This is a genomic window from Thermodesulfovibrionales bacterium, assembly GCA_026417875.1.
Classification (GTDB): Bacteria; Nitrospirota; Thermodesulfovibrionia; order Thermodesulfovibrionales; family CALJEL01; genus CALJEL01.
In genome coordinates, this window is the sequence record JAOACK010000007.1 from 1 (window position 1) to 13,903 (window position 13,903).

Sequence of the window (13,903 nt, forward strand, 5' to 3'; positions counted from 1 at the left end):
CAGTATAATGGATACAGATCCCCAGAAAGAAGGAAAGGAGCCCCTCCCTGTAAAGGCTTTAAGGAAGGAAGCAGAAAGGGTTGCAGTGATTATAGAAAAACTTCTGAATAAAATCATATACCTAATCAGAGAGCAGGAAAAGGCTAATTATGTGCTCTTAAGGGGCATATCTATGGTCCCGGATATCCCTGACTTTCAAGAAACCTATGGTCTAAAAGCCATCTGCATTGCAACCTATCCCATGTACAGGGGGCTTGCCAGACTTATCGGAATGGATGTACTCGAGATAAAGGGTGATATTCCTGAAGAGCTCGAGGCATTGAAGGCTCATTATGATAAATATGATTTCTTCTTTATACATATTAAAAAGATTGATTCCTATGGTGAGGATGGTAATTTTGATGGTAAGGTAAAGAAGATTGAAGAGTTTGATAAAGCCCTGCCCGAGATTCTGGCTTTAAAACCTGATGTACTTGTCATAACAGGTGACCATTCAACACCCAGTCTATTAAAATCCCATAGCTGGCATCCGGTACCTTTGCTTCTCAGTTCTCCCTTTGTTCTTGGCGGTTTGAGTTCTGCCTTTACAGAGAGGGAGTGTGCAAAGGGAGAGCTCGGTATATTTCAAACGGTAAATCTCATGCCTCTTATACTTGCCAACAGCCTCAGACTGAAAAAATTCGGTGCATGATAGACACCCATTGTCATCTCGAGCTCAAAGATTTTGACAGGGATAGAGCCTCTGTTATTGAGAGGGCAAAGAGTTCAGGTGTCGATATAATTATCACTGTAGCAACAGATTTAGAAGATGCCCAAAAGGCAATGAAGATTTCAGAGGAATTTTCCGGAATATATTTTTCTGCAGGTATCCATCCACATGAGGCAAAGGATTTTAATGATGAGACATGGAAGGAACTACTTGATATACTAAAACATCCAAAGGCAGTTGCAGTGGGCGAGACCGGTCTTGATTATTACAGAGACAGGTCTCCAAGAGATATACAGAGGGATGTCTTCAGGAGGCATATAGAACTGAGCCTTAACCTTGACCTTCCTTTAATAATTCACTCAAGGGATGCAGCTGAAGATACAGTAAAGATCATAGAGGAATTTGATATAAAAAGGGCAGTTCTTCACTGTTTTTCGGGTAGTCAAGAGATGGCAAGGTGGGCAGTAAAAAGAGGACTTTATATATCCATAGCAGGTCCTGTTACCTTTGAAAACTCAAAAAAACTGCCCGAGATTGTGAAGGAAATACCGGATGAATTCATCCTTATAGAAACAGATGCACCCTATCTTGCACCTGTACCTGAGCGGGGCAAAAGAAATGAGCCGGCCTTTTTAGTTCATACAGCAAGAAAGATTGCTGAGTTAAGGGGTGTGAGTCTTGAGGATATAGACAGGATTACAACCCTTAATGCAAAGAGATTATTCAAGATAGAGCCTCTTCCTGAGCCGACTATTGCCTACAAGATAAGAGATAAGCTCTATCTTAATATTACAAACAGGTGTTCCAATGTCTGTACCTTCTGCGTGAGATTCCATACTGACTATGTGAAAGGACATAACCTGAGATTAACAGAAGAACCCACTCCAGAGGAACTTATAGAACGGATTGGTGATCCGGCAAAATTTAAAGAAATAGTCTTCTGTGGATATGGTGAACCGACATTGAGACTGGATGTTATAAAGAAGGTTTCAGCCTGGATAAAAGAGAGGGGTGGCAGGGTCAGGATAAATACTAACGGGCACGGTAATTTAATTAATAAAAGAAATATACTTCCAGAACTCGAGGGTCTTGTGGATTCCCTCTCCATAAGCCTTAATTCTCCTGATGAGGAGACCTACAATAAAATATGCAGACCTAAGATTAAAGGAGCCTTTAGGGCTGTTTTAGATTTCATAAGAGAGGCAAAAAAACATATCCCGGTCGTTACAGTTACTGTAGTTGAGATGGATGGTGTTGATATTGAGGCCTGCAGAAGGCTTGCTCAGGAACTGGGCGTTAATCTTAAAATAAGGAAGCTTGGTGTTGTTGGCTGAACCACCTGAGGAAGGCCCTAACAACCTCAGGGTCAAATTGTGATCCTTCCGCTTTTTCAATCTCTGAGGCAGCCTGTTCAAAGGAAAGCCTTTTTCTGTAGGGTCTGTCAGTAGTCATTGCATCAAAGGCATCAGCAACAGCAATAATCCTTGCTATAAGGGGTATTGTTTCACCTTTTAGTCCATAAAATCCTTTTCCATCCCATCTTTCATGATGATATTTTATCTCCCTGATTATATCACCACAGGGTTTAAGTGAAAGTAGTATCTCTTCTGCCTTCATTGTATGACCTTTTATGATCACACTTTCGTCCTCATCAAGTTTTCCGGGTTTGTTAAGGATATAGTCAGGTACTCCAATCTTTCCTATATCATGAAGAAGGGAGGCAATCTTTAATCTTTCGAGCTCCTTTCTTGATAAATTGAGTTCCCTTCCTATTGCCATTGCATAATGAACTACCCTTTCTGTATGACCTGCTGTCCATGGTGATGATGCCTCGAGGGCTTTTATGAGACAGTTTATGCTTCCAGTGAGAAGCTCTTCTAATTCAGAAGATATAATGGTATTTTCAATAAAAAGTCCTGCATGAGAGGCAAGGGTATTCATGAGTTTTATCTCATTAGCAAAAAATTCCTTTGAAGGTTTCTGAATAATAATGAGGGCACCTATATCTGACTTTTTACCGATTAAAGGGCTTATAAGCATTGATACTTCCTGCTTCTGGCCGTCTGAGATTTTACAGAATGCCCTCGTCTTTTTATCCCTGAGTGCTTTTTCAATAAGATTTTTTTCTTTCATTATCTCCTCAAGATCAATATCTCCTCTCCATGCCTTTATATAGAGATTTTTATCCATGTCAAAAAAAAGTATTACAGAGTTTTTATACCCGAAGATTCGTTCCGCAAGACTCAGGACCTTCTCTGCAATCTCATTGACATCGAGACCGATCAGTTCAGAGGTAATTTTGTAAAGGAGGGATAATTCCTCATAGGACTCTGATAGTTCCTTTACTGTGAGCTCAAGATCTTTTCTTAATGAACTAAGCTCTTCCAATTCTTTCAATGACGAGCTCAAGGAGTTCTCTGGGGCTGAAGGGTTTCGTTATATATCTTTCAGCCCCATACTTTATACCTGCAAGCTCGTCATCCTCCTGTCCTTTAGCGGTAAGCATAAATACGGGTATATCCTTCAGTTCTGGTTCTGATTTTATTGCTTTTAATATATCAAGGCCGCTTACCCTGGGCATCATCCAGTCCAGGATTATTAAATTGGGTTTTTCCTTTTTTATCGCATCAATGGCAAGGGAGCTATCCCTAATTGAGATTACCTGAAAGTTATCTTTGAATTTGTCCTCAATCATCATCGATATAAAAGGCTCATCATCAATGATCATTACCTTTTTCTTCATCCTTTTACCTCTACCTGAAAGGGCAGGCTTATATGTATTGATGTGCCCTTTTCCGGCTGGCTTTCTATGGAAAGAATTCCTCCATGGAGTTTAACTATCTCTTTAACAAGGCTGAGTCCAAGGCCTGTTCCTTTTGTCCTTTCTCCATGTTTACCCCTGTAAAATTTCTCACCAAGATGCGGTATATCTTCCTCAGCAATTCCCCAGCCTGTATCCCTTACATTTATCTCAAGCATATCCTTTACTCTCCTCAGGAGTACAGATACTCTTACACCACTATCCGAATAGGTAAGAGAGTTGTCAATAAGATTTCTCAGCATCTGTTCAATCTTGGCCTCATCTCCTCTGAAACCTGAAAGATCACCCTCTACCCTTATTGCTATAAGGGCGGATTTTTTTTCTATTATATCAGAAAAGGCTTCTTTAATGGATTCTATGATTTTCTTAAAATCAACCGGTCCTATTTTAAAAAACTCTTTTTTTTCAAGTCTTGAGATGTCAAGGAGTTCTGATATCATCTTTGATAATCTAAGGCCCTCTTTATACATTATATTCAGGTATTCCCTTGCTCTTTCTCCTGAGACATCTCCATTGAGGATCATTTCTGACATTCCTATAATGGCCGTAAGAGGAGTTCTGAATTCATGTGATACAGACCTAATTATCTCGGTCTTGATTCTGTCAAGTTCTTTCTGTCCTGTCACATCCCTGAAAACCTGAACGGCACCTGTTATATTCCCGGTAACGGGTTCTCTGAGCGGCAGGCAGCTGATCTGGAGAATAAATCTTCTTCCCTTTGGATTAATATATTCCATTTCAGTGGAGGAAGCACTTCCCTGAAGGGCAAGGTTTAGAGGACATTCTTCTGTTCCGCATAGCGGCTTTTCTGTTCCGTGGAGCATAAGGTCTCTACATTTTTTCCCGATGGTTCTCTCCCTTCTCAGACCGAAGATCTCCTCAGACGCCCTGTTCATGGATGTTATATATCCTTCAGTATCAACAGTGTATACTCCATCTTCAATACTGTCAAGTATGGTTGTTGAGAGTGCCTCCTGCCTTAGCAGAATTTCATAAGATTCTGACCTTTCTATAGATAAGCCAAGGACAGTTGAGAAGATCTTCAGAAAGTGTATCTCTTCTTCTTGAAAATCCCGTGGTGTTTTCGAAAAAAGGCTCAGAGCTCCAATTGTCCTTTCACCGGAGGATAATGGTATGGTGAGATAGGAAATAAAATTGTTTCTGAATATATCATGATAATAAAATCTTGGCTCCAATTTTATATCCTTTACCTGCACTATGACACCTTCCTTTATGGAAAGGGCCTCCTGGGAACTTACATTTTCGTTATAAAGCAATAGTGGTTCATCTATGCCCTTTATACGGGGTATGAGTTTTCTCAGAATGAAATTTCCAGACTGGTCTTTACGTATAAGGCCAATTCCATCTGTATTCAGCCTCTCCTTTATAAAAATAAGCGAGTTTTCCATTAATTCCTCAAGCCCCCTGGTACCGGAGAGTATGTCCACCATGATAGAAAGATCTTCTAGTTCCTTCTGCCTTTTATCCCTGAGTGTTCTGTAGAGATTCTGCGATTTTTCGTAGAGAAATATATTCTCAAAGGCAAGGCCTATTAACTCTCCTATTGACCTCAGGATATCCTCATCTTCCATGCTCCACTTATAGGGTCTGAATGTGAATAGACAGAAGACACCAAGAATTCTCTCCTTACCCTTTAAGGGAATACAGCAGTATCCTTTTATACCAGCATGTCTCAGTATTGATCTTTCAAGTCTGGGATCCATAGATACATCATTGGTGCATACAATAGTGCCTGATTGGGCAACCCTGCCGGGAATGTCAATTCCCAGAGGAACGCGGCCTGCCTGTCTTATAAATTCCTCTGATATGCCTGAATGGTAGCGACAGACAAGAGTTTCCCTGTCAAGTATAAATATACCTCCACCGTCCATCCCGAAGGTCTCTTTGAGTTTTTCAATTACTGAGTTGAATATCTCCTCTGCCTTAAGAGACCTTGAAAGAATTGCTGAGACCTCATTCAGAAGACCAAGTTCTCTGTTCTTCTTTCTAAGCTCCTCCTCTATAGATTTTTTCTCTGTTATATCTCTCATGAATTCTATTACATTGTCCACTCTTTCATCTTTTCCTTTTAATGGATAGGCTATAATTTCATAGGTGCGGTTTTTGCCTGTTAGGTCCTTATGTTCATGCTCTGTAACAAAGGGCATACCTGTATTGAAAACCATTCTTACAGGGCATCGCAATTCTCTATTCTCACTACAGGGTCTTTCAAGAAGATGGGAAATGGAATAACAAAATTTCCCTTCAGGATTCATGCCTATTCTTTTTCTCACAGCATCATTTGCCTTTATTACACTGAAATCCCTGTCTATTACTAGAAGCTCATCCTGGATGCTGTTCATTATTGTCTCAAGATAATCCCTTGAGAGCCTTATCTCCTCCCTCAAGGCAAGGCCCTCTCTGAAGTCCTTCAGGGTAAGGATTGTATATTCAGTTCCGTTAAATTTCATAGATGTTGCCGTAAAGAGCAGGGGTATGGTATTCCCTTCCTTGGTTATGCCCTTAAGCTCTCCTGTTCTTTCTTCATTATTTTTAAATTCAGGAAAAGTTTTTTGAACTGATACACCAAGTATCTCATCTCTTTCATATCCGAAAAGCCTGGTAAAGGCTGGATTGATATCTATAATTTTGCCGTCCTGGTCAATGACAATGAGCGGGTCTGTCATCCTCTCAATGTAGAATTCCTTTTTTTTAAGCTCCTCTGTTGTCTCCTTCAGTCCCCTTGTCATTATGTTGAATGTCTTTATAAGTTCACCAAATTCATCAGAAGCTCTATAGGGTATTTCAAAATCAAACTTACCTTCTCTGACTCTGAAAGCTGCCTTTTTCAGCATACTTAAGGGTCTTGTAATCTTTCTTGAAAGAAACAGAGAGAGGATAAAGGAAAGTATAAGACTGTAAAAGGCTATTACAAAAATTCTCTCTATTAAGGAGCTCTGGATTTCTCTACTGTAATGACCGATCATAAATACAATGGGTATAACTGTGAGGGCAACCACAGAAAAGAGAATGAGAAAAATTATATAGATTATCTTAAGTTTATACATAATAAAGGCAGTAGATATGAACCAGTAGGCTTATTAGGACCCATGAAATAAAAACAGCATATAAAGGCTTTGGTCCTATGTCAGCAATAGAATCAAAATCCACACTCAGACCTATTGCAGATAGGGTTACTGTAAGAAAAAATATGCTTAATGGTTCAAAAAGCTTCTTTAAGCCTGGTGCCAGGGTGTTGACTGTTATAACCATGGTAAAAAAACCTGCTACAAGGATTATCCTCAAAAATCTGGGAAAGGAGATAATGCTCTCTTCTCTTTTGTCCTTTGAGATAAGGCCAAACCATAGTATGAGAATCATTAAAAGAGAGACCCTAAGGGTTTTATAATGAATAGCTTTATTGAGTATTGCTTCGCCCGTTATATTCCCTACAACCTTTACTTGACCGAGCATCGGCAGTGTTGTGCCTGTAAAAAGGGCAAATCCATCATTGCTCATACCAGAAACAACATTCAAAAGCGGATATACAATCAGTCCTATAAGGCCTACTACCATAACTGATATAATAGAAAGTGAAGTTTCTTCTTTTTTTGTACCAACAAGAGGAGAGATAATAGTAATTGTTACAGTTCCACATACAGCAAGACCCGAGGAGAGAAGAAGGGAAAAGGCTTTATTGATACCAAGAAGACGACCGATAAAAAAGGTGAACATAAAGGTCAAGATGAATATAACCGGAACCGCTAACATATGAGATATATTTTCTTGATGAAGGACGAGCTGTGTTCCATAGAGTATTATCCCTGCCGGAAGGAAGTATTTAATGCAGACATTAATGCCTGTCTGAAGAGAGGACTTTTTTTCAACAAAATTTCCGACAAGCATTCCAATGATAATTGATAAAACCAGACTATCAAGACTGGGGTGTATGGACGATATCCACAGTGAGATAAGACCTATAACAAATGATAGAAGAATACCCATCATAGATATGCTATCCTTTTTATAAATTTTTAAATTCAGCTAACCAACACGTTTTAACTCAATCTCCAAACTTATTGATTGCCAGGCTCTCTATGTCTTGTTCCCCTATTTCTCCTTCGGAGCCATCAGAGAGTCTTTTCCACCTGAGACGGGACCGTTTCAATTCATCCTCACCGATTATTATGACATATTCTGACTTCAATCTGTCCGCCCTCCTCAGCTGACTTTTTAAAGAAGAACCTGTACCAAGCTCAACCCAGAGGCCTTTTTCTCTCAATCTTTCAGCAATCTTAAAACATACCCTTTCTGCCTCATCTCCGAGGAAGGCAAGAAAAAAATGAGGTCCTTTTTCCTTTATCTCCTCTCTTTCTTTAAGAAGACTCACCAGCCTCTCCATGCCTATTGCAAAACCAGTGGCGGGTGTTGGCGGGCCACCAAATTCCTCAACAAGATTATCATATCTTCCACCAGCTGCTATAGCGTTCTGGGCTCCGAGGGATTCACTCTTCACCTCAAAAATTGTCCTGGTGTAATAATCAAGACCTCTTACAAGGTCCGGTTTGACTGTATAAAGGATACCCATATACTCTAGATAGGACCTGAGTTTATCAAAGTGGCTCAGACAGTCTTTACAGAGAAAATCAAGAATGGAAGGAGCGTCCCCTCTCTCTTTTATACAGCCCGGAACTTTACAGTCAAGAAGCCTTAAGGGATTTTTTTCAAACCTTCTCTGGCAGTCAGTACAGAATGCCTTTATCCTTCCTGAAAAGAATTCTATAAGTTTTTCTCTATAGCGAGGTCTACACTGAGAACAGCCCAGTGAATTGAGCTCGATTGTTAGGTCCTGAAAACCGAGCTTATTTAAAATGCTTCTTAAAAGGAGCATGACCTCTGCATCCATCCTGGGTTCTGCTATTCCAAAGGCCTCAACGCCTATCTGGTGAAACTGCCTGAACCTTCCTGCCTGTGGTCTTTCATATCTGAACATCGGACCTGTATAGTAAAATTTCTGGGGAACGGGCAGATTATAAAGACCGTTTTCTATATAAGCCCTCACTGCACCCGCTGTGCCTTCAGGTCTCAGGGTTATTGATCTGCCAGCTTTATCATTGAAGGTATACATCTCCTTTTCTACGATATCTGTCGTGGTTCCTATACTTCTCCGGAAAAGTTCTGTATATTCTATTATCGGCAGCCTTATCTCCTTGAAACCATATAACCTGAAAAACTCCTGAGATACCTCTTCAATCTTCTGATAAAGATAGACCTCTGGTGCATATATATCATGGACACCCTTAACCCTGCTAAACCTCATCAGTTCTGCCTTCCTCGCGTTCTCTGTCAAATTCCAGCATCCTCATGTGGCTCTCAAGAAGTCTTCTCAATTCTTCCTTTATGTGCCGTCTTATGCCCTTCAGATCCATTATATCCTCATGTATCTTTATAACCTTATCCTGTGCTTCCCTGACCATCTGTTCTGCTTTGAGTTCTGCTTCTTTTATCATAAGCTCAGCCTGCTTTCTGGCATTATTCCTGAATTCTTCGACCATCTGCTGGGCAGTCATCAGGGTTTCCCTGAGAGTAGTCTCCATATCCCTGTATTCCTTTAACTGGCTTTCAAGTCTCTGAATCTGCTCTTTCAGGGAAGCATTTTCCCTGAGCAGATTCTCCATCTCCTCCCTGACTATCTCAAGAAAGGCGTAGACCTCCTCCACATCAAAACCTCTGAATCTGATGGGAAACTGTTTTTGCTGAATATCAAGGGGTGTTATTCGCAATTTTTACCTCCTTAAGAAATGATAGTTTAAAAACACCTTTTTATTTCAATTTATGTCCCAGCTCAATAAGTGTTACTATAAAAAACTTTTTGATAAAGTAAATTCCCAGAATGACAATCATGGGAGAGAGGTCCACAGGTCCAAGCCTGAAACCGAGTATCCTTCTTACAGGTCTTAATACAGGTTCTGTGAGTCCGTAAAGGATTCTCACCAGAGGATTATAGGGATCCGGGTTTACCCAGCTCACAAGTGCTGCAATTATTATTATCCACATGTAGATAGTGAGAACTATATCAAGTATATCAGCAATAGCAATCAAAAGATTTCCTAAAACAAACATAAAAACCTCCCTCAGATTTATCACATCAATTATATCACACCTGATTGTAGCTATAAAGTGAAGTAATCAGAGGATTATATTTTATCTTTAATTAAAAAAATCAACCATCCTGTAATTTAAAAAGTAATGAGATTTTTACTGAGCTGAGGCGAGTTCCTCAGCCCTCTTTTTTGCTGCTAAGATCATCTCTGCTATAAGACCTTTAAAGTCCCTGCTGTTAAGAACATTTAGTCCTGCAAGGGTGGTTCCACCTGGTGACGTGACCATTTCCCTTAACTTCTTAGGGCTGAGACCGGTCTCAAGGAGTTTCGAGGTACCGGATATTGTCTGGAGGGTAAGCTCTGTGGCTACATCTTCAGGTAGACCTGCTTTTATGCCCCCTTCTATCATTGCTTCCACAAAATAGGCAATAAAGCCCGGACCGCTACCTGAGAGAGCGGTTACTGCATCCATATATTTTTCAGGAAGACTTATTACCTTGCCCACAGACATTAAGATCTCTTTTACAATGTTCACCTCCGTGCCAGTAAAGCATTCACATAGAGAATACACTGATATTCCCTCTCCGATCAGGGCAGGTGTGTTCGGCATTACTCTTATGATTCTATCGGTCCCTAGCCTTGATCTGATATAGGATATTCTGATGCCTGCGGCAACTGAGACTATAACCTTTTCAGTACTCATGAGGTCTTTTATCTCATCAAGGACAACATCCATATTCTGGGGTTTTACCGCAAGTATTATGATCCTGGATAGTTCTGCAGTCTCTCTGTTTGATGCAGTGGTTTTTATGCTGTAGGTCTCGGAGAGGTATCTTCTTCTTTCCTGCCGTGGTTCAGAGACAATGATATCATTTGGTTTTATTGAACTGCTTCTCAGGATGCCCCTTATGAGGGCCTCTGCCATATTTCCACCGCCTATGAATCCTATCATGATTCATTGAACTTATCACGGAAGTCTCATCTGTGTCAAGTTTAGTGATTCATCCATGTATGATAAAATATGCTATGAACATAATTGTTTTTTTATTTTTAATAATTCTCCTATCCTGTCCTTTTCTTGCTGAAGCCTCATCGAATATGGATAGTACATATAAATCAGGCATGATCGAAGGCCTAAGGTCTCCTGCGGATCGCTCACATACCGGTGTGAATTCAGGACATAAGACCTATAAAGTAAAAAGGGGTGATACCCTTTACAGCATTTCAAAAAAAACTGGTGTGCCACTAAGAGAATTAAAAAGACTTAACAGGATAAATAAGGACATAATAAAAGCGGGTCAGATATTAATTATTGAATATAAAGAAAGATCAGAAAGGGTTCAGATTGAGCCATCAGGACATCCAGATGAAACCTCAGTAAAGGCGGAGTTATATCCTCCTGAAGACTTTTCTAATCATGATCAAGAAAAAACTGAAAGGAGGGAGGGTCTTATTCAATTCGCTCTTTCCTATCTTGATATACCATACAGAATTGGTGGAGCAACTCTGGCTGGAATGGATTGCTCCGGTCTTGTGTGGATTGTATTCAGGAATGCAGGAATAGAGATACCGAGGACTGTGAGGGATTTATTCCTTTACGGTAAAAGTATCAAGAAGGAGGAAATGCTCCCTGGTGATCTTGTCTTTTTCTATATAAGAAGATCATCAGAACCGGATCATGTTGGAATATATATTGGTGAAAATAAATTCATCCATGCATCAAGAATTGCAGGAAGGGTTATAATTGCTGAACTTGATAGTCCATATTATATTAAAAGATTTGCAGGAATAAGGAGATACCTTGAACAGTAAAACATGATTCATAGATAAAAAATGGATAAAAATACAGAAAGAAAACTTAGACAGCTTAATGCCCTTATAAGAATGACATCCTTGATTAACTCTACCCTTGATACCAGGGAGGTAAGAAGGAGGGCAATAGAGGCAGCTGCGGAGCTTGTTGATGCAGAGGCAGGAAGTCTTCTTCTTGTTGATATTGAGAGAGGAGAGCTTTTCTTTGAGGTTGCAACAGGTGAGAAGGCTGATGAGGTTAAGGAGGTAAGACTGAGGATGGGTGAGGGAATAGCCGGATGGGTCGCTGAAAGAGGAGAACCCCTGATTGTTCATGATGCCCAGAATGACCCGAGGTTTTTCAGAGGTGTTGATGAGAAGAGTAAATTTAAAACAAGGGATCTTGTATGCGTACCTGTCAAGACAAAGGAAAGAACCATAGGGGTCCTTGAGGCAATAAATAAAAAGAATGGAAGATTTGATAAGGACGACATGGAGATACTGAAGGCTTTTGCCAATCAGGTGGCAGTAGCTATAGAAAATGCCAATCTCTATAAAGAATTAAAGGAAACCTTTTATGGCACCATAGAGGCACTTGCAGAGACCATTGAAAAGAGAGATCCCTATACAGGTGGACATACAAGGAGAGTTATGCAATACAGCCTTGCCACCGGAAGGGAATTGGGACTATCAGGTAGAGAGCTGGAAAACCTTAAACTTGCAGCCATTCTCCATGATATCGGTAAGATCGGAATCCGTGACAGCATACTTCTCAAAAAAACTAATCTTACAGAGGAAGAGGCAATGGTAATGAATCTTCACCCAAAATACGGTGCCGAAATCCTTGAACACATAAAGCAGCTCAAGGATGTAATCCCTGGAATGAGAGGTCATCACGAAAAGTATGATGGCTCAGGTTATCCTGATGGTCTAAAGGGTGAAGATATACCGCTTTTTGCAAGGATTATTGCTGTTGCTGATGCCTATGATGCCATGACAACTGACAGACCTTACAGAAAGGCCCTATCAAGAGAACAGGCCTTTGAGGAATTAAAAAAATCCAGTGGAAGGCAATTTGATCCCGTAGTTGTTAATGCCTTCATAAAAGCTCTTAGTTGACTACTTATAAGTCCTTCTGATAGACTTTTGCATGTAATTAAGCAAGAGCAATCTTTTCATAATAATCTTCACGGAGGTTGATCTGTGTTTCCTGTTCACAGACCAAGAAGATTGAGAACAAATGAGACGATAAGAAGGATGGTAAGGGAAAACCATCTCAGGCTTGATGACCTTATCTATCCTCTTTTTGTGATTGCTGGGAGAAACATAAAAAATGAGATTTCCTCAATGCCCGGCTGTTATCAGGAATCTGTTGACCTTATTGGAAGGCATGCAAAGGAGATTCATGGCCTGGGCATTCCTGCTGTAATACTTTTCGGTATCCCTGAAGAGAAGGATGAGTATGGGAGCCATGCATACAGAGAAGATGGAGTTGTTCAGCAGGCAATAAAGGCAATAAAGGATAAGGTTCCAGAGCTTTATGTTATCACAGATGTCTGTCTCTGTGAATACACAAGCCACGGACACTGCGGAATAGTGAGAGGTAATGAGATAATCAATGACCAGACACTTGAACTTCTTCAGCTTGAGGCCCTTTCCCATGCCCGTGCAGGTGCTGATATGGTTGCACCATCCGACATGATGGATGGAAGGGTTAAGGCAATCAGGGAGGCTCTTGATAGAGAGGGATTCGGTCATATCCCCATTATGAGCTATGCAGCAAAATATGCCTCTGCTTTTTACGGTCCTTTCAGGGAGGCAGCCCAGTCTGCACCCAGGTTTGGAGACAGGCGTTCCTACCAGATGGATCCTCCAAACAGGCGTGAAGCACTCAGGGAGGTGAGGCTCGATATAGAGGAAGGAGCCGATATAGTAATGGTGAAACCGGCTTTATCCTATCTTGACATTATATCTGATATAAGAAATAATTTTGATCTCCCTGTAGCTGCATACAATGTAAGCGGTGAATACAGCCTTGTAAAGTCAGCCTCACTAAAGGGATGGATTGATGAAAAGAGGATTGTCCTTGAGATCCTCACATCTATAAAGAGGGCAGGTGCTGACCTCATATTAACCTATCATGCAAAGGATGTGGCAAGATGGCTCCAGGAGTAAAAAGAGAGATTCTGAGCTCTTGTACGCTTGAAGAATTCCTTTCTGAAAAATTGAAAAAATATATCAAAGAGATGACCCGTCTTGAACGGTCAAATCTCTACGACACTGTTATGAGTGAGGTGGAGAAGGCACTGATAAAGATAGTTATTGATTCCACAGAGGGTAACCAGCTCCGGGCAGCTAAAACACTGGGTATAAGCAGAAATACTCTCAGAGAAAAACTCAGACAGTACAAACTGGCTGATCTCAATTCAAAAGAACAAAAAGGTAAAACTGTAAAGAGGGTAAGGACACAACGTTAGG

14 protein-coding genes are annotated in these 13,903 nt (G+C 40.5%); 6 read left to right on the forward strand and 8 right to left on the reverse strand.

Annotated features, from left to right (window positions below):
* Nucleotides 1-691: phosphoglycerate mutase (locus N2257_02455; GenBank protein MCX7793257.1), on the forward strand; the 691-nt coding region annotated here is incomplete at its 5' end.
* Nucleotides 688-2,043, forward strand: a complete 1,356-nt coding sequence (locus N2257_02460; protein MCX7793258.1) for a YchF/TatD family DNA exonuclease — start codon at nt 688-690, stop codon at nt 2,041-2,043. The genes N2257_02455 and N2257_02460, both read left to right, overlap by 4 nt.
* On the opposite strand, the gene N2257_02465 is transcribed toward N2257_02460, so the two are convergent.
* From N2257_02465 to proC, 8 genes are all read right to left on the reverse strand, one after another.
* Entirely contained in the window at nt 2,012-3,106 is a 1,095-nt protein-coding gene (locus tag N2257_02465) for an HD domain-containing protein (protein ID MCX7793259.1), read from the reverse strand. The genes N2257_02460 and N2257_02465 overlap by 32 nt on opposite strands.
* Entirely contained in the window at nt 3,084-3,452 is a 369-nt protein-coding gene (locus N2257_02470) for a response regulator (GenBank protein ID MCX7793260.1), read from the reverse strand. The genes N2257_02465 and N2257_02470 overlap by 23 nt, the downstream gene beginning before the upstream one ends.
* Nucleotides 3,449-6,598, reverse strand: a complete 3,150-nt coding sequence (locus N2257_02475; GenBank protein MCX7793261.1) for a PAS domain S-box protein — start codon at nt 6,596-6,598, stop codon at nt 3,449-3,451. The genes N2257_02470 and N2257_02475 overlap by 4 nt, the downstream gene beginning before the upstream one ends.
* Nucleotides 6,591-7,538 carry a putative sulfate exporter family transporter gene (locus tag N2257_02480; GenBank protein MCX7793262.1) on the reverse strand — a complete coding sequence of 316 codons (948 nt, stop codon included), beginning with the start codon at nt 7,536-7,538 and terminating at the stop codon, nt 6,591-6,593. The genes N2257_02475 and N2257_02480 overlap by 8 nt, the downstream gene beginning before the upstream one ends.
* 55 nt (nt 7,539-7,593) lie before the next feature.
* A complete protein-coding gene (gene hisS / locus N2257_02485; protein MCX7793263.1) occupies nt 7,594-8,850 on the reverse strand; it encodes a histidine--tRNA ligase in 1,257 nt (418 codons plus the stop codon).
* The gene (locus N2257_02490; GenBank protein ID MCX7793264.1) at nt 8,840-9,313 is read right to left on the reverse strand and encodes a DivIVA domain-containing protein; all 474 of its coding nucleotides are present in this window, start codon (nt 9,311-9,313) and stop codon (nt 8,840-8,842) included. Before N2257_02490 ends, hisS begins: the two co-directional genes overlap by 11 nt.
* 40 nt (nt 9,314-9,353) lie before the next feature.
* Nucleotides 9,354-9,653 carry a YggT family protein gene (locus N2257_02495; GenBank protein MCX7793265.1) on the reverse strand — a complete coding sequence of 100 codons (300 nt, stop codon included), beginning with the start codon at nt 9,651-9,653 and terminating at the stop codon, nt 9,354-9,356.
* Between the two features lie 135 nt (nt 9,654-9,788).
* Nucleotides 9,789-10,586: a pyrroline-5-carboxylate reductase gene (proC, locus tag N2257_02500; GenBank protein MCX7793266.1), complete on the reverse strand. Its 798-nt coding sequence runs from the start codon at nt 10,584-10,586 to the stop codon at nt 9,789-9,791.
* Between the two features lie 74 nt (nt 10,587-10,660).
* Here proC and N2257_02505 point away from each other — a divergent pair, with 74 nt between their 5' ends.
* From N2257_02505 to N2257_02520, 4 genes are all read left to right on the forward strand, one after another.
* Complete coding sequence (locus N2257_02505) at nt 10,661-11,446, forward strand: NlpC/P60 family protein (protein MCX7793267.1); 786 nt, start codon at nt 10,661-10,663, stop codon at nt 11,444-11,446.
* Between the two features lie 21 nt (nt 11,447-11,467).
* A complete protein-coding gene (locus N2257_02510; GenBank protein ID MCX7793268.1) occupies nt 11,468-12,544 on the forward strand; it encodes an HD domain-containing protein in 1,077 nt (358 codons plus the stop codon).
* An 84-nt stretch (nt 12,545-12,628) separates the two neighbouring features.
* Nucleotides 12,629-13,600, forward strand: a complete 972-nt coding sequence (gene hemB, locus N2257_02515; protein MCX7793269.1) for a porphobilinogen synthase — start codon at nt 12,629-12,631, stop codon at nt 13,598-13,600.
* Complete coding sequence (locus N2257_02520) at nt 13,585-13,902, forward strand: hypothetical protein (protein MCX7793270.1); 318 nt, start codon at nt 13,585-13,587, stop codon at nt 13,900-13,902. Before hemB ends, N2257_02520 begins: the two co-directional genes overlap by 16 nt.
* The last annotated feature ends 1 nt before the right edge of the window (nt 13,903 follow it).